The organism is Pseudomonas sivasensis, from assembly GCF_013778505.1.
GTDB lineage: Bacteria > Pseudomonadota > Gammaproteobacteria > Pseudomonadales > Pseudomonadaceae > Aquipseudomonas > Aquipseudomonas sivasensis.
In genome coordinates, this window is sequence record NZ_JAAOWU010000003.1 from 402,172 (window position 1) to 417,953 (window position 15,782).

Annotated in this window: 10 protein-coding genes; 8 read left to right on the plus strand and 2 right to left on the minus strand. The window is 61.0% G+C overall.

The features are described from left to right. The first annotated feature begins 57 nt into the window (after positions 1–57). Complete coding sequence (locus G9Q84_RS08220; protein WP_095185706.1) at positions 58–1,038, plus strand: GlxA family transcriptional regulator; 981 nt, start codon at positions 58–60, stop codon at positions 1,036–1,038. 33 nt (positions 1,039–1,071) lie between these two features. On the opposite strand, the gene G9Q84_RS08225 is transcribed toward G9Q84_RS08220, so the two are convergent. After that, complete coding sequence (locus tag G9Q84_RS08225; protein ID WP_181643118.1) at positions 1,072–6,984, minus strand: leucine-rich repeat domain-containing protein; 5,913 nt, start codon at positions 6,982–6,984, stop codon at positions 1,072–1,074. A gap of 310 nt (positions 6,985–7,294) precedes the next feature. On the opposite strand from G9Q84_RS08225, the gene G9Q84_RS08230 reads away from it, so the two are divergent. The 7 genes from G9Q84_RS08230 (at position 7,295) to astE (ending at position 15,108) form a co-directional block, all read left to right on the plus strand. Next, positions 7,295–8,515 carry an aspartate aminotransferase family protein gene (locus tag G9Q84_RS08230; RefSeq protein ID WP_122756351.1) on the plus strand — a complete coding sequence of 407 codons (1,221 nt, stop codon included), beginning with the start codon at positions 7,295–7,297 and terminating at the stop codon, positions 8,513–8,515. 196 nt (positions 8,516–8,711) lie between these two features. After that, on the plus strand, positions 8,712–9,731 hold the full coding sequence (aruF, locus tag G9Q84_RS08235; RefSeq protein WP_032886753.1) for an arginine/ornithine succinyltransferase subunit alpha: 1,020 nt from the start codon (positions 8,712–8,714) through the stop codon (positions 9,729–9,731). Between the two features lie 51 nt (positions 9,732–9,782). Next, positions 9,783–10,808: an arginine N-succinyltransferase gene (astA, locus tag G9Q84_RS08240; protein WP_032886754.1), complete on the plus strand. Its 1,026-nt coding sequence runs from the start codon at positions 9,783–9,785 to the stop codon at positions 10,806–10,808. Beyond that, the gene (gene astD / locus G9Q84_RS08245; RefSeq protein WP_163033222.1) at positions 10,805–12,274 is read left to right on the plus strand and encodes a succinylglutamate-semialdehyde dehydrogenase; all 1,470 of its coding nucleotides are present in this window, start codon (positions 10,805–10,807) and stop codon (positions 12,272–12,274) included. Before astA ends, astD begins: the two co-directional genes overlap by 4 nt. Positions 12,275–12,430: 156 nt before the next feature. Beyond that, positions 12,431–13,777: an N-succinylarginine dihydrolase gene (gene astB / locus G9Q84_RS08250; RefSeq protein ID WP_095185702.1), complete on the plus strand. Its 1,347-nt coding sequence runs from the start codon at positions 12,431–12,433 to the stop codon at positions 13,775–13,777. 24 nt (positions 13,778–13,801) lie between these two features. After that, positions 13,802–14,092, plus strand: coding sequence for a hypothetical protein (locus tag G9Q84_RS08255; protein ID WP_003214319.1), 291 nt, complete (start codon positions 13,802–13,804; stop codon positions 14,090–14,092). Between the two features lie 11 nt (positions 14,093–14,103). Continuing rightward, positions 14,104–15,108 carry a succinylglutamate desuccinylase gene (gene astE / locus G9Q84_RS08260; protein ID WP_122756352.1) on the plus strand — a complete coding sequence of 335 codons (1,005 nt, stop codon included), beginning with the start codon at positions 14,104–14,106 and terminating at the stop codon, positions 15,106–15,108. A 133-nt stretch (positions 15,109–15,241) separates the two neighbouring features. Here the strand turns inward: astE and G9Q84_RS08265 are convergent, their stop codons facing one another. Next, complete coding sequence (locus tag G9Q84_RS08265; RefSeq protein WP_032886758.1) at positions 15,242–15,751, minus strand: 6,7-dimethyl-8-ribityllumazine synthase; 510 nt, start codon at positions 15,749–15,751, stop codon at positions 15,242–15,244. Positions 15,752–15,782: the final 31 nt, after the last annotated feature.

A 15,782-nucleotide genomic window follows, 5' to 3' on the forward strand; every position in this document is an offset into this window, starting at 1 on the left:
TACGGGCTAGCATTGGCCCTTGTCTTCATTACTGTTACAGGCTTCGGATAGCACTCCATGACCGCCCATAAAATTGGTTTCCTGATTTGGCCCAGCACAAAGGCACTCACGCTTGCGCTGGCTGAGGAGGCCTTACGCGTTGCTCAGCGGGTGCATCCGGATGTGGTTTACGAGCTGTCGTTTTTGCTCGCGGAGCCTGCCACTGAAGGCGCCTGGCAATTGCCGGGTGAACCATGGGCCGGCAAGCTCGAAGGCTTTCAGAAACTGTTTCTGCTGGCCGACGAGCCGCCAACGGTTATTGCCTCGCAACTGAGCACGGCCCTCAAGCAATTGGTGCGGGCCGGGTGTGTGATCGGTGGTTTGTCGGCCGGCGTGTACCCGTTGGCCCAGCTCGGTCTGCTCGACGGTTATCGCGCCGCCGTGCACTGGCGCTGGCAGGATGACTTCGCCGAACGTTTTCCCAAGGTTATCGCCACCAGCCACCTGTTCGACTGGGACCGTGATCGCCTGAGCGCCTGCGGTGGCATGTCGGTACTCGACTTGCTGCTGGCGGTACTGGCCCGCGACCACGGCGCCGAACTGGCGGGTGCAGTCTCCGAAGAACTGGTGGTGGAACGCATCCGCGAAGGCGGCGAACGCCAGCGGATTCCTCTGCAAAACCGCCTGGGTTCCAGCCATCCTAAGCTGACCCAGGCCGTGTTGCTGATGGAAGCCAATATCGAAGAACCGCTGACCACTGACGAAATTGCCCAGCACGTCTGTGTGTCGCGACGACAACTGGAGCGGATCTTCAAGCAGTACCTCAACCGCGTCCCCAGCCAGTATTACCTGGAGCTGCGTCTGAACAAGGCCCGCCAAATGCTGATGCAAACCAGCAAGTCGATCATCCAGATCGGCCTGTCCTGCGGCTTCTCCTCAGGGCCACACTTCTCCAGCGCCTACCGCAACTTCTTCGGCGCCACCCCGCGTGAAGACCGCAATCAACGGCGCAGCAGCAGCCCGTTCGAGTTGTCATCGGTGCCGTCCGAACGCGGCTGAAACCGGGTTGTCACGAACAGGTACGCGACTGTCTCACTCCTCCATGGGTTCCGGTGTGCCGGGCGGGGTTATGTCCTCCATGTTTTCGTCGTATGTCGCTTCCTCCACGCCCAACTCATAACCCGTCTGCCGGTAATAGGTACGCAAGATCGTCAGGCTTTCGGGAGACAGGGGGTTGCCGCTCACATCCGAGTCATCGTCGAGCGGCAGTGGCATTCCCAGCAGGTCGTCCGGCAAGTGCTCGATCAGGTTGTCGCTCAGGTCTACGGCCCGCAGGCGCGGTAGGCTGAAGATTCCCGTGGGTATGTCGCGCAGCCTGCAGTTGTGCAGGTACACCATCGTCAGTCGCGTCATGTTGCGCAGGTCCGGCGCTTGGGTGAGGGTGTTGTCGCTCAGATCCAAGTAAGTGAGCTCCGTCAGGCTTGATAGCTGCTCGATGCTGTTCGGCGTCAGGCGGATCTGGTTATTGCTGAGCTTGAGCAGGCGCAATTGCTTGAGTTCGAACACCCGGTCTGGAATCCGCTGCAGGGCGTGCTGCTCCACTGTCAGCGCAGTCAGGTTTGGGAACGCCTGCAGGAATTCGCCTACGCGAACATGGCGCTTGTCGCCCGTCAGTTCCATCAGCGTCACATGTTCCAGGCGCGCATTCAGGGCTGGCAGATCTCCGGAAAGCTGGCCGTTGAAGATCAGCTTGTGAGTGTTTCGGGCGGGCCATTCGTTTTCATCCAGATCGGTTTCTCTGCGCCAGCAGCGCAGTATCAATTCCTTGAATGCCAGGCGACGCACCTGCTCCTCGGCGCGGGCATTTTCAATCAACAGGGGGTTGGCCAGTTGGTCCATGGCGGGGACGTTGAGTACCCATTCCTCCAGGTCGCTGTCGAGCCGCTCGTATTCGGCACTCAGGCGGCTGATTTGCGCGTCGGCTTCCTCCAGTTCGCCGGGTAGCTCAAAAAAGATGCGCTTGGTGTCTCGCTCCGTGAGGCTGGGGTAGAGCGCGTTGATGCGCTGCAATTGTGCATCGGGAATGCTGGCATTCCAGTGTTCGCCCTTGGCTTGGCAATAGCGCTTGATCGCGTGCAAGGTCGAGGGCGACAGCGGGTTGGCCGACAGGTCGAATGCGTTGCTGGCCGCCCGCGGCAGTTCGAAGGCCTCTTCAGGCAGCTCGCGCAAAGCGTTCTGGCTCAAGTCCACGCGGGCACGCAATACCGCTGGCTGAATCAGCGAGCGGGGCAGTTCGCTCAAGCCAGTGTTACGCAGTGACAGGCTGACCAGGTTGGGCAACTGGTTGAAATCCGGCAGTCGCGCCAGCGGGTTGTTATCGAGGTTCAGGTGCTTGAGTTCACGCATGCCCTGCAAGGCTTGCTGCGCGGATGGCGACAATTGCAGCGTGCAGCGGTCCAGCACCAGGTACGACAGGTTTGGCAGGTGGCCGAGTCGCGGCAGTTCACTCAGTGCATAGTTTTCGATATGCAGCGCCGTCAGCGCCGGGAAACTGCGCAGGAACGCATCCAGGCCCAACGGTGAGCCCAAGCCCTTTAAGGCGAGCACGGACACATGATTGAACGAGGTGCGCAGGGCGGGCAAATCGCCGCTCACCGGGAGGAAAAGGCTGAATTCGTAGCTGAGCATCGGCAGCCCGAAGTTGACATCGCCCGAGGTGATATCGCGTCGCCAGCCTGCCTCAAGGGCAGCGATAAATCGGTGGCGCAGGGCTTGTTCCTCGGCGGTGACGCTGCTGTCGTTGGCCCAGCCAAGGCAATCCTGACGGATAGTGGGAAATTCGTTCTCCAGCCGACTCATCTCGACGCGACCGGCTGCCAGGTCCCCTGGCAGGCCAAAAATGAAGCGGTTGATTTGGTCACCGTTGAACGAGGGAAACAGTCTTTTGGCCTGCTCCGCGTCGACCCTGGCCGGGATCGCTTCCAAGTAGTGTTGGGTACGCTGGTAGTAGGCTTTGACGCGCTCCAGTGTCGGCTCGGACAACGGGTTGTTGGACAGGTCGAAATGCCGAGTGATGTCGACGGGCAAATCGAACAGGGCGGCAGGCAACTCGCTGATCCTGTTATTGGACAGCATCGCCAGCGTCAGGTGGCTGCGACTCAGCAATCCTTCGGGCAGTTGCTCGATGTCGGTGTTGGCCAGGTCCAGGTATTGCAGCTGCGGCATCTGTTCCACATTGGGAGTCAGCGTCAGGGGGTTGTTGTACAGGTCAAGGGTCAACAGGCGCGTCATGTTGTTGATGACCGCATGGCTTTGCTCGGTGAGGCGGATGTTGCAGCTGCTCAGGATCAATTCGTTGAGCGTGTTCATCGAGGCCAGGCTGGGCGGCAGTTCGTCCACGGCAAGATTGCGGATGTTCAGCCGACGCAAGCTTGGAAAAAGCTGCAGGAATCCGTCGATTTCCATGCGTTGGTGCGCACCCTGCAATTCCAGGTGAGAGACATGTTCGAAGCGTGCACTCAGGGTGGGCAACTCACCCAGCAGGGGGGCTGACAGTCGCAGGATATGACCGTTGATGGCTGGCGGCTCATAGAAGTTATCGAGCTCGGTTTCCTGGCGCCAGGCTCGCCGTAGTTGGTGGGCGAACAAATTGCGGTCGCGCCGCAGGTATTCATATTGGAGCGCGCTCAGCGTAGCGCCGGTTGTGGGGTGTACACGGGGTGTCTGGGATTCCCAGACCACCAGGTTCAGGTCCAGTTGGATGTATTCGTTGCGCAACCGGGTTAAGGCCAGTTGTGCACCGCCGGGGGTGTTTTGCAGGGCGGCGATCATGTCGCGGATTCTTGCACGCGACAGTTGCGGGCGCAGCGTCTGCAGCTGTTGTTCGAGCGAGGGGCCGCGGCTGGGTCCCGGCACCTCGGGAATGGCTGGCGGGTAACCGTCCATGCCGCCGCGCAAACGCATGACATTGGGGTCGTAGCTGGGTTTGTTGTGCGGGTCGCTCTTTAATATGTCGCGCAAGGTAGGGCGATCCACCGGGGCATCGCCGATCGCCTGCTTGAGGCGTGGGCCCTGGCCGATATGAAGTTGCAGCGCATTGCGCGCACTGTCAGGCAGGGCCTGCAGGACGGCGGTGAAGAAGTCGGTGCTGCCAAACAGTGCGGTCTGGCCGTTCTCGGGGATGAATTGGCCGTCCGGTGTGGCCACCAGCGTACGTTTGGTCGGCGCGTAAGTAGGCCCGATGGCGTCGAGCAACTCGCCGTCAGCGCGGTATTGGCGCAGTTCCAGACGAATCCACTCGGGCCAGCCATTGAGGTTTTCCAGCGAATGCAGCGCCAGCCGGCAAGTGTCCGGATTTTCCACAGCGTCCAGATAAAGGCCTTCATAGGCGCGTGTGGTGCGCACTTCATGCAACGACCATTCGGCCAGTTCGGTCAGGCGCGTCGGTACGTTGCCAGCGTCGATCGACTTGAGCTCCTCGCCACTGGCACCGGCCAGTAACTCCTCGGCAACCGGCGTCGGCAGGCCGGGGCGCGAGGCACTGTCGATGAGCTTTTGCACACGTGGGTCGCTGGTGCGGTCCTGGCCGCGGTAGCGTGAGTCGAACAGTGAGAAGCGCTTGTCCTGGGCAATACGCGCAAGTTTCTTGCGCAAAGCGGCTGCGCGGGTGCGGCTGGAGGCGGGAGGCAGGCCGAATTCTTCTTCCAGTAGTTCCTTGCGCTCCGGCTCATTCAGGCTGTCGATCAGGGTGGGCAGCAGGTCTCCGTTGCGCAATTGCTCCTCAAGTACCTGCACAGTGCTGGCCCCGGATTCTCCGAGGAACTCCCACAGGGTGTTGCCGCTGGCATCCACCACCCGCAAGGTCTTGCCGGAGGGCCACAGGCCATAGCTGATCAGCAACTGCAATTGGGTCTGCGGATCTGCCTTGGCGTAGATCGCCGGGTCGTCGCTGTTCATCTGTGTCACAAATTCCTGCAACTGCTGGTCGATCTTGAAGCGCTTGAGGGTGTCGGCCAGTAGCGGTGGTGGAGGCTGCTGGGTGCTGTGCGTTTTGCGTAACGTGTTGTCATGGGTAGCGCTGCAGTCGCGGACCTGCGCTAATTGCGCGTCGCTCAATGAATCGGTCTGGTAACCGAGGCGGCGCATCAGCGTAGTGCTATCCCAGCTCAAGGGGTTTTCCAGCTCGGTGACCCAGGCGCCCTGTCCGTTGGTCATCACGGCCGGACGGTAAGCCGAAGGTCGCGTGGGGTGCTGGATAAAATAGCGGCCGGCGTCTTTCTGCACGTGATAGCGCTCGCCATTGAGGCTAAGGATGTTTTTGTCTGCGTGCAGGTGCAGGCCTTGCGCGTCCGGGCGTGCCTCGGCGGGCAGTGTCACGTCCTGGCGATAGGGGCTGAGGTCGGGTTGCCACAGACGGCGCTGACTGTTGGGCCGCTTGACCGGTTGCAAGCGCTCGATGAAGGCCAGCAGCTGCGCGGGCAATGCTTCGCGCACCAGTCCTTCGATGATGGGCAATCCGGTGGCGAACAGGCCCAGTTGGACCATCTGCTCCAGCAGGCCCAAAGCATGGCCCAGGGCTTCATGTCGCAGGCCCTCAGCCCAGTCGATGATGCCTTCGAAGGCCTCGTCGAGCACCTGATAGGCGGTATACGCCAGCATCAGTGCGCCCAGCGGCGGCACGAACGGCAGTGCCACGAAGGCAACGATCTGCAGCAGGGTATCGCCGATTTTCTTCAGGAATTCCCAGCGTTCCCAACGTGCGTTCTGGTCGACCTTGGCGGTGGAGACCGCGCGGCTCTGCGCGTCTGCCAGCAGCTTGCTCAGGTGCATCTGGAATAGATGCGCGAAGAGGTCACCGTTGATCCTGAGGCTGCGAAATTGCAGCTGGGGGCTCTGGGTCGGGGTCTCACGCCAACTGGGCAGTGGATCGCCCTGTTTATGCGCATGCCAGGTGACTTGGCTGAGGCGTTGATTGAGGTTGGCGAAGAACACCGCAGCGTCTTCATGGCGGACAAAACGGCTGAAGAACCCTTGAAAGTCCTTCGAGCGCAACCGGGCGACCAGGCTCTGCATGAACGCGGCACTGCTGGGGTAGTGTTTGATCGGGTGTTGCGGATCGTCGGGGATATAGGCGATCAGCGGGACTGCATCGCGGCTGTTCTCCAGATCCGGAGCGAACAGCACCACGCCAGTGAGGCGACAATCCATGATGAATAAATCATGGGCCATCAGCGGTGGGCAGCCGTTGTGCGTGGCGTCGCCGTTTTCGATCAGATTGAGTACCGCGGTGTGGCTGGCGGCGGGCAGCTCGTCCTTGAGCAAGGCCATGTACAGAGCGAATTTCAGCGCGCCCAAGTGGCTTTGTTTGAGCCAGTGCTCCAGGGCGTTGCGCGCCACGGGGTTGCCCAGGTCGAGGTACTCGTCCAGGTAGCGTTGGTATTGGCCGCCGATGTCCAGGCGCCGGCAGAGTTGGGTGAATTGCGCGACGCTGATCTTCGCGTCGAGGTCGGGGAGGGGGCTGAACTGCCCTGTGGCCGTGGGTTGCGTGCTGAAGCCGGAGTGCTGCGCGTAGGTCTCGTCGGCTTCGAAGTTGTGCAGCGCCGCTTCCAGCAGTGAGACCGACCAGGTTCTGGCCGCGCCCTGCTTGACGGTAAAACCGACAACGGTCAACGGGACGTACAGTTGCAGGTAGGTGGTGCGCACATCAGTGTCGATGCCGAACTCGTCCTTGAGTGCCGCGTGCAGGCGTTCCGCGCCGAACTGCTCCGGGCTTTTCAGTGCCGCCAGAGCCTTGTCCACGAGGTTCTGCGCGGTCCAGGCGGCGGCGTTGAGTTCTTTGAGCTGTGCATGTTGTGACTCGGTTGCGCGGGTATACCAGTCGGCAATCAACGGCGTGCAGGCTTTCAACGCCACACGCTTGGCGGCACTGGCCGTGCCCAACCAAGGAAGGATAGCGTCGCTGAGAATGTCGAGGTGTGGTGTCTGGGTTTCAGGATGCTGCGCCATGGGCCGTTCCTTGATGGATTTTGAGGAGGCTCAGCAAAACAGCGCGGGCTTGTCGTTGGGCGGTAGACAGTTAGCGCAGCGCGCTGGGGCTGATTTGCGAAGATCCTGTCATCCCCTGCCCACGAGGCCTGCGCACGGTTTAAACTGCGCCTTTGCGACGCTATTTGTCGCATTGGCGTAAACCCGCTGAAAACGCGGGTTGGCGCTATAAGAAGTTGTCGCTTGGCGGCAAGGCCGCTCTGAAAACTGTCCTTACAATCCCTGCATCGCCCGCCAGTTCCAGGCAGGCGTTCCTCTTCAGGAGACTCCGATGTCCGTTGAGCAAGCCCCGGTGCAACGTGCCGATTTCGACCAGGTCATGGTTCCCAACTACGCACCTGCCGCATTCATCCCCGTGCGTGGCGCAGGCTCCCGTGTGTGGGACCAGGCGGGTCGCGAGCTGATCGACTTTGCCGGCGGCATCGCGGTCAACGTGTTGGGCCACGCCCACCCGGCGCTGGTCGGTGCGTTGACCGAACAGGCCAACAAGCTGTGGCATGTCTCCAACGTGTTCACCAATGAGCCGGCCCTGCGCCTGGCCCATAAGCTGATCGACGCCACCTTTGCCGAGCGCGTGTTCTTCTGTAACTCCGGCGCCGAAGCCAACGAGGCCGCGTTCAAGCTGGCCCGTCGCGTGGCGTTCGACCGTTTCGGTACCGAGAAGTACGAGATCATTGCCGCGCTGAACAGCTTCCACGGCCGTACCTTGTTCACCGTCAACGTTGGTGGTCAGTCGAAGTATTCCGATGGCTTCGGTCCTAAAATCACCGGCATCACCCACGTTCCTTATAACGACTTGGCTGCGCTGAAAGCCGCCGTGTCGGACAAGACCTGCGCCGTGGTGCTCGAACCGATCCAGGGCGAAGGCGGCGTACTGCCGGCCGAGTTGGCTTACCTGCAAGGCGCCCGCGAACTGTGCGACGCCAACAATGCGCTGCTGGTGTTCGACGAAGTGCAGACTGGCATGGGCCGTAGCGGCCACCTGTTTGCCTACCAGCACTACGGTGTGACGCCGGACATCCTCACCAGCGCCAAGAGCCTGGGCGGCGGTTTCCCGATCGCGGCGATGCTCACCCGCGAAGACCTGGCCAAGCACCTGGTGGTCGGCACCCACGGCACCACTTACGGCGGTAACCCGCTGGCGTGTGCGGTGGCCGAAGCGGTCATCGACGTGATCAACACCCCTGCGGTGCTGTCCGGCGTCAACGCCAAACACAACCAGTTCAAGGCGCGCCTGGAACAGATCGGCAAGCAGTACGGCATCTTCACCGAAGTGCGTGGCATGGGCCTGCTGATCGGTTGCGTATTGAGTGATGCGTTTAAAGGCAAGGCCAAGGATGTGTTCAACGCAGCCGAGAAAGAAAACCTGATGATCCTGCAAGCCGGTCCGGACGTGGTGCGTTTCGCGCCGAGCCTGGTGGTGGAAGAAGCGGATATCAACGAAGGCCTGGATCGCTTCGAACGTGCAGTAAAAACCCTGACACAAGCCTGATAACTACACCTTCTGCCGGCCGGACTGGGTCAAAAATGTGGGAGGGGGCTTGCCCCCGATAGCAGTCTTTCAGTTGATACATCCGGTGACTGATACACCGCTATCGGGGGCAAGCCCCCTCCCACATTGGAATATGGTTGTTCCAGCTATGTCCGGTAATTTTCCCCTATGAGTTTTAGAGTTAAGGAGTGACACCATGCTGGTGATGCGCCCCGCGCAAATGGCTGATCTGGGCGAGGTACAGCGTCTGGCTGCGGACAGCCCGATTGGTGTCACCTCCTTGCCGGATGATGTGGAACGCCTCAGCGACAAGATCGCCGCCAGCGAAGCGTCCTTCGCGGCCGAGGTAAGTTTCAACGGTGAAGAAAGCTATTTCTTCGTGCTCGAAGACACCGAGACCGGCAAGCTCGCCGGTTGCTCGGCCATCGTCGCGTCGGCCGGCTACTCGGAGCCTTTCTACAGTTTTCGTAACGAGACCTTCGTGCACGCCTCGCGCGAGCTGAAGATCCACAACAAGATCCACGTGCTTTCCCAGTGCCACGACCTCACCGGCAACAGCCTGCTCACCAGTTTCTACGTGGTGCCCGAGCTGGTCGGTTCGCCGTGGTCGGAACTCAATTCCCGTGGCCGCCTGCTGTTTGTCGCCAGCCACCCCGAGCGCTTTGCCGACTCGGTGGTGACCGAGATTGTCGGCTACAGCGACGAGAACGGTGATTCGCCGTTCTGGGATGCCATCGGCCGTAACTTCTTCGACCTCAACTACGCCGCCGCCGAGCGTCTGTGCGGGCTGAAAAGCCGTACGTTCCTCGCCGAGCTGATGCCGCACTACCCAATCTACGTACCGCTGTTGCCGGACGAAGCCCAGGAAGCCATGGGCCAGGTGCACCCGCGTGCGCAGATTACCTTCGACATCCTGATGCGCGAGGGCTTCGAGACCGACCATTACATCGACATCTTCGATGGCGGCCCCACGCTGCATGCACGGGTTTCGGGCATTCGCTCTATTGCCCAGAGCCGCGTGGTTCCGGTGAAGATCGGCGAGATGGTCAAGGGTGTCGGCCGCCAATACCTGGTGAGCAACGCGCAGTTGCAGGATTACCGTGCGGTGATGCTGGAGCTGGACTACGCGCCCGGCAAACCGGTGACCCTGGACTTGGCAACTGCCGAAGCCCTGGGCGTTGGCGAAGGCGCGAGTGTGCGCTTGGTAGCGGTATAAAGACTGAGTTTCGCGGGTGGCTGACAACAGCGGCCCGTCTGAGGAGATAGCATGATCGTTCGTCCCGTACGCAGCAGCGATTTACCGGCCCTGATTGATCTGGCGCGCAGCACCGGCACCGGCCTCACGACCTTGCCGGCCAACGAAGAGCGCCTGACCCATCGGGTTGGCTGGGCGGAAAAAACCTTTCGCGGCGACGCCGGGCGTGGCGATGCGGACTACCTGTTCGTGCTGGAAAACGACGAAGGCCGCGTGGTGGGGATTTCCGCCATCGCTGGCGCCGTTGGCCTGCGTGAGCCTTGGTATAACTTCCGAGTGGGCCTGACCGTCAGCGCCTCTCAGGAACTGAACATTTACCGCGAGATTCCGACGCTGTTCCTGGCCAACGACCTCACCGGCAATTCCGAGTTGTGCTCGTTGTTCCTGCACGCCGACTACCGCAACGGCCTCAACGGCCGCATGTTGGCCAAGGCGCGCATGTTGTTTATCGCTGAGTTTCCGCAGTTGTTCGGCAACAAGATCATTGCCGAGATGCGCGGCGTGTCTAACGATGCCGGGCGTTCGCCGTTCTGGGAAAGCTTGGGTCGTCACTTCTTCAAGATGGAATTCAGCCAGGCTGACTACCTCACCGGCGTGGGTAACAAGGCGTTTATCGCCGAGCTGATGCCGAAGTTTCCGTTGTACAGCTGTTTCCTGTCGGAAGACGCGCGCAACGTGATCGGCAAAGTCCATCCGGACACCGAACCCGCGCTGAGCATGCTCAAGAGCGAAGGCTTCAGCTATCAGGGCTATGTCGATATCTTCGACGCCGGCCCGGCAGTGGAGTGTGAGACCAGCAAAATCCGTGCGGTGCGCGACAGCCAGTCGCTGGTATTGGCCATCGGCACGCCGGGGGACGACGCCACGCCGTTCCTGATCCATAACCGCAAGCGCGAAGAGTGCCGCATCACCGCCGCACCGGCCCGCCTGGCGGCAGGCACGCTGGTGGTCGATCCGCAGACTGCCAAGCGCCTGCAACTGGTGGTGGGTGATCAAGTGCGCGCTGTACCTTTGTCTGCTGCTCGGGAGTCGAAATAATGAATTCGCTGTATATCGCAGGTAGCTGGCTGTCTGGCCAGGGTGAGTTGTTTGAATCACGCAACCCGGTGACTCAAGACGTGCTGTGGGCCGGCAACGGCGCCACTGCCGAGCAGGTCGAGTCCGCTGTGCAGGCCGCGCGCCAGGCGTTCCCGGCCTGGGCCAAGCGTTCGCTGGAAGAGCGCATCAGCGTGCTGGAAACCTTCGCCGCGACCCTTAAACGTCGCGCCGATGAAATCGCCCGCTGCATCGGTGAGGAAACCGGCAAGCCGTTGTGGGAATCGGCCACTGAAGTCACCAGCATGGCCAACAAAATTGCGATCTCGGTGCAAAGCTACCGGGAGCGTACTGGCGAGAAGAGCGGCCCCCTGGGTGACGCCACCGCCGTGTTGCGCCACAAGCCCCACGGTGTGGTGGCGGTGTTTGGCCCTTACAACTTCCCTGGGCATTTGCCCAACGGGCATATCGTCCCGGCCTTGTTGGCGGGTAACACCGTGCTGTTCAAGCCGAGCGAGTTGACTCCCAAAGTCGCCGAGCTGACCGTGCAGTGCTGGATCGAAGCCGGTCTGCCGGCGGGTGTGTTGAACCTGCTGCAAGGTGCGCGGGAAACCGGTATCGCGTTGGCGGCCAACCCAGGCATCGACGGTTTGTTCTTTACCGGTTCGAGCCGTACCGGCAATCACCTGCACCAGCAGTTCTCCGGACGCCCGGACAAAATCCTGGCCCTGGAAATGGGCGGCAACAACCCGCTGGTGGTGGACGAAGTGGCCGATGTGGATGCGGCGGTCTACACCATTATCCAGTCGGCGTTTATCTCTGCCGGCCAACGTTGTACCTGCGCCCGTCGCCTGCTGGTGCCGGAAGGCGCCTGGGGCGATGCATTGCTGGCGCGACTGGTGGCGGTGAGTGCGACGATTGAAGTCGGTGCGTTCGACCAGCAGCCGCCACCGTTCATGGGCTCGGTGATTTCCCTCGGCGCTGCGAAAGCGCTGATGGATGCCCAAGAGCTGATGCTGGCAAATGGCGCTGTCGCGCTGCTGGAAATGACCCAGCCGCAGGATCAGGCCGCTTTGCTGACCCCAGGCATCATCGACGTGACCGGTGTGACCGAGCGCGAAGACGAAGAACTGTTCGGCCCGCTGTTGCAGGTGATCCGCTACGCTGATTTTGAGGCGGCGATTGCCGAGGCCAACAACACCCAGTACGGCCTGGCCGCCGGTTTGTTGTCGGACTCCGAGGCGCGTTACCAGCAATTTTGGCTGGAAAGCCGCGCCGGGATTGTCAACTGGAACAAACAACTGACCGGCGCTGCGAGTACCGCACCGTTCGGTGGGGTGGGGGCGTCGGGCAACCATCGCGCCAGTGCGTATTACGCGGCGGATTATTGTGCGTACCCGGTGGCGTCGCTTGAAACGCCAAGCCTGGTGGTGCCGGCCACGCTAACCCCCGGCATTACGCTGATCTAAATGTGGGAGGGGGCTTGCTCCCGATGGCGGTGTGTCAGTTGATGAATCAGGTGACTGATCCACCGCTATCGGGGGCAAGCCCCCTCCCACAGGGGTTCAGTGGTGTATTCAAGTAATTTGATGCCTATAAAAACAGATGTTCGTGGAGCCTCGCCGATGAAATCCTATGAAGTCAATTTTGACGGTCTAGTGGGGCCGACCCATAACTACGGCGGTTTGTCCTTCGGCAACGTCGCGTCCCAGAGCAACAGCCAGCAGCATTCCAACCCCAAGGAAGCAGCGTTGCAGGGCCTGCAAAAAATGAAAGCCCTGATGGACATGGGCTTTGTGCAAGGCGTACTCGCGCCCCAAGAGCGCCCGGACGTGGCCGCCTTGCGCAGCCTTGGCTTCAGCGGGACCGATGCCCAGGTGATCCAGCAGGCGGCCAAGCAGGCCATGCCGTTGTTGGTCGCCAGTTGCTCTGCGTCGAGCATGTGGGTGGCCAACGCCGCCACGGTCAGCCCGAGCGCCGACACGGCGGATGGTCGCGTGCATTTCACCGCCGCCAACCTCAACTGCAAGTACCACCGCAGCATTGAACACCCGACCACCAGCCGCGTGCTGGGCGCGATGTTTGCTGACCAGAAACACTTTGCCCATCACGCCGCATTACCGGCGGTGGCGCAGTTCGGCGACGAAGGCGCGGCCAACCACACGCGTTTTTGCCGTGAATATGGCGAGGCCGGGGTAGAGTTTTTTGTGTTCGGCCGCAGCGCGTTCGATCCCCGTTACCCGGCCCCCCAGAAATACCCGGCACGCCAGACGCTCGAAGCCTCCCAGGCCGTCGCCCGTCTGCACGGTTTGAAAGACGACGGCGTGGTCTACGCCCAGCAGAACCCGGCCGTGATTGATGCAGGTGTGTTCCACAACGACGTGATCGCGGTGGGCAACGGCGAAGTGCTGTTCTATCACGAGGATGCGTTCCTCAATACCGAACAGATGCTCGCCGAACTGCAAGGAAAGTTGGGCAAAGTGGGCGGCAACTTCCAGTCGGTGTGCGTGCCGCGCGCCCAGGTCAGCGTCGAGGACGCAGTGCGTTCCTACCTGTTCAACAGCCAGTTGCTGACCCGACCTGACGGCTCGATGCTGTTGATCGTGCCAGAAGAGTGCCGCGCCAATGAGCGCGTGTGGCATTACCTGCAAGGCCTGACCGCTGCGGGTGGGCTGATCCGCGAAGTGAAGGTCTTCGACCTCAAGCAGAGCATGCAGAACGGCGGCGGCCCGGCGTGCCTGCGCTTGCGCGTGGCGCTGAACGAAACGGAACTGGCGGCGGTGAATCCAGGGGTTATCATGACCGCGCCGTTGTACGACACGCTGACCCAATGGGTCGACAAACACTACCGCGACAGCCTGCGTGAAACCGACCTGGCTGACCCGCAGTTGCTGCTTGAGTGCCGGACGGCACTGGATGAACTGACGCAAATCCTTAAACTGGGCTCGGTTTATCCTTTCCAGATCAATTAACGCCGCACGGCTGAGAACTATTTTATGACCACCGACACCCTGAAGCTGATCCTTGAAGACACCGACGGCACCCAGCTGGAAACATCCTGCACCCGCGTCGCCGTGGTCTGGCAGGGCAAGGAAATCTGGATCCAGCACGACGGCCGTGGCCAACTGCTGATCGGTGTGGACGTCGAAGAAGGCGATGCCGAATACGCCAACCTGCTGATGCGCCCACTGGCCACCAACCTGATGAGCCTGCAGCTGGAAATGGAACCGGCCGACGTTGAAGGTGATGACGACGATCACGTCCACGGCCCAGGCTGCAACCACTAAGGAAGCTGCGTATGCTCGCCCTCGGCAAATTGCTTGAACTGACCCTCGCCGGTCGTGAACCGGCGCAAAAAATTCAATCGACTGTCGACGGCGTGCAGATGCGCTGGCTCAGCGAGGGCGCGCTTGAAGTGCGTCCTCCTGAAGCACGGGACAATGGCAGCGACCTGCTGCTGTCGTCCGGCATCCATGGCAACGAAACCGCGCCGATCGAACTGCTCGACCGCTTGTTGCATGGCATCGCCCGTGGGGAGATCAAACCCCGCACTCGTATTTTGTTCCTGTTCGGCAACCCCGAGGCGATGCGCCGCGGCGAGCGTTACCTCGAACTGGACGTCAACCGGCTGTTCAACGGCCGTCACGAAAAAAACATCGGCCCCGAAGCCATGCGCGCCGCCGAGCTTGAACAACTGGCCCGTAGCTTCTTCAGCCAGCCTGGCCGTTCGCGCCTGCATTACGATTTGCACACCGCCATTCGCGGCTCGAAGATTGAGCAGTTCGCCCTGTACCCCTGGAAAGACGGGCGCCAGCATTCGCGTCGCGAACTGGCGCGTTTGAACGCTGCCGGCATGGAAGCGGTGCTACTGCAGAACAAGACGTCGATCACCTTCACGGCGTTTACCTACGAGCAACTGGACGCTGAAGCTTTCACCCTGGAACTGGGCAAGGCGCGGCCATTCGGGCAGAACCAAGGGGTGAATGTTTCCCGCCTGGAGCTGCGCCTCAAACAGATCATCGAAGGCACGGAGCCTGAGACTGACAGCCTGGACGGGTTGAAACTGTTCGCCGTGTCGCGTGAAGTCATCAAGCACAGTGATGCTTTCCTGCTGCACTTGCCGGCTGACGTGGAAAACTTTTCGGAATTGGAAAAGGGTTTTCTGCTGGCCGAAGATGTGGCCAAGACGCGTTGGGTGATCGAGGAGGAGGGCGCACGCATCATCTTCCCCAACCCTAAGGTGAAGAATGGTTTGCGGGCAGGGATATTGATTGTGCCGACCACGGACGCTGGCCTGGCATAGGTCTCAAGGCGTAACCGGATGCAAATGTGGGAGGGGGCTTGCCCCCGATGGCGGTGTCTCAGCTACAGATGAGCTGAATGACACACTGCTATCGGGGGCAAGCCCCCTCCCACATTTTGTTTTGCAGTGTTGCTTAGACCGCTACCGCCCGTGGCTCGCTACGACGGATCGCACGTACTTTGTGCAGGGTGTCGGCGCACGTGCGTGCAGCTTCCTGGCCCTTGTGCACAAAGTGATCATGGAAGAACGCGTGGTGCTCGCTGCCCGCGTGGAAGTGATGCGGCGTCAGCGATACTGAGAACACCGGCACTTCAGTTTCCAGCTGCACCTGCATCAGGCCGCTGACCACCGATTGGGCGACGAATTCGTGACGGTAGATGCCACCGTCCACCACCAGCGCGGCGGCAACGATACCGGCGTAACGACCGGTCTTGGCCAGTAGCTTGGCGTGCAGGGGCATTTCAAAGGCGCCGCCGACTTCGAAGAAATCGATGTCCGATTCCTGGTAGCCCTGGGCGATCATTTCGGCGAGGAAGCCTTTACGGGATTGGTCGACAATATCCTTGTGCCAGCAGGCTTGGATAAACGCGACGCGCTCGCCGTAGTGGTTTTTGCTTTTGCTGTCGATAGCGGTGGGTTGCATGTTCTGACTCCTGTTTAAGAAAAAAACAGGG

Excerpts from the sequence above, each read along its gene's own strand:
- G9Q84_RS08220 (WP_095185706.1), top strand. The coding sequence starts at position 58 with ATGACCGCCCATAAAATTGGTTTCCTGATTTGGCCCAGCACAAAGGCA.
- G9Q84_RS08225 (WP_181643118.1), bottom strand. The coding sequence starts at position 6,984 with ATGGCGCAGCATCCTGAAACCCAGACACCACACCTCGACATTCTCAGC.
- G9Q84_RS08230 (WP_122756351.1), top strand. The coding sequence starts at position 7,295 with ATGTCCGTTGAGCAAGCCCCGGTGCAACGTGCCGATTTCGACCAGGTC.
- aruF (WP_032886753.1), top strand. The coding sequence starts at position 8,712 with ATGCTGGTGATGCGCCCCGCGCAAATGGCTGATCTGGGCGAGGTACAG.
- astA (WP_032886754.1), top strand. The coding sequence starts at position 9,783 with ATGATCGTTCGTCCCGTACGCAGCAGCGATTTACCGGCCCTGATTGAT.
- astB (WP_095185702.1), top strand. The coding sequence starts at position 12,431 with ATGAAATCCTATGAAGTCAATTTTGACGGTCTAGTGGGGCCGACCCAT.
- G9Q84_RS08255 (WP_003214319.1), top strand. The coding sequence starts at position 13,802 with ATGACCACCGACACCCTGAAGCTGATCCTTGAAGACACCGACGGCACC.
- astE (WP_122756352.1), top strand. The coding sequence starts at position 14,104 with ATGCTCGCCCTCGGCAAATTGCTTGAACTGACCCTCGCCGGTCGTGAA.
- G9Q84_RS08265 (WP_032886758.1), bottom strand. The coding sequence starts at position 15,751 with ATGCAACCCACCGCTATCGACAGCAAAAGCAAAAACCACTACGGCGAG.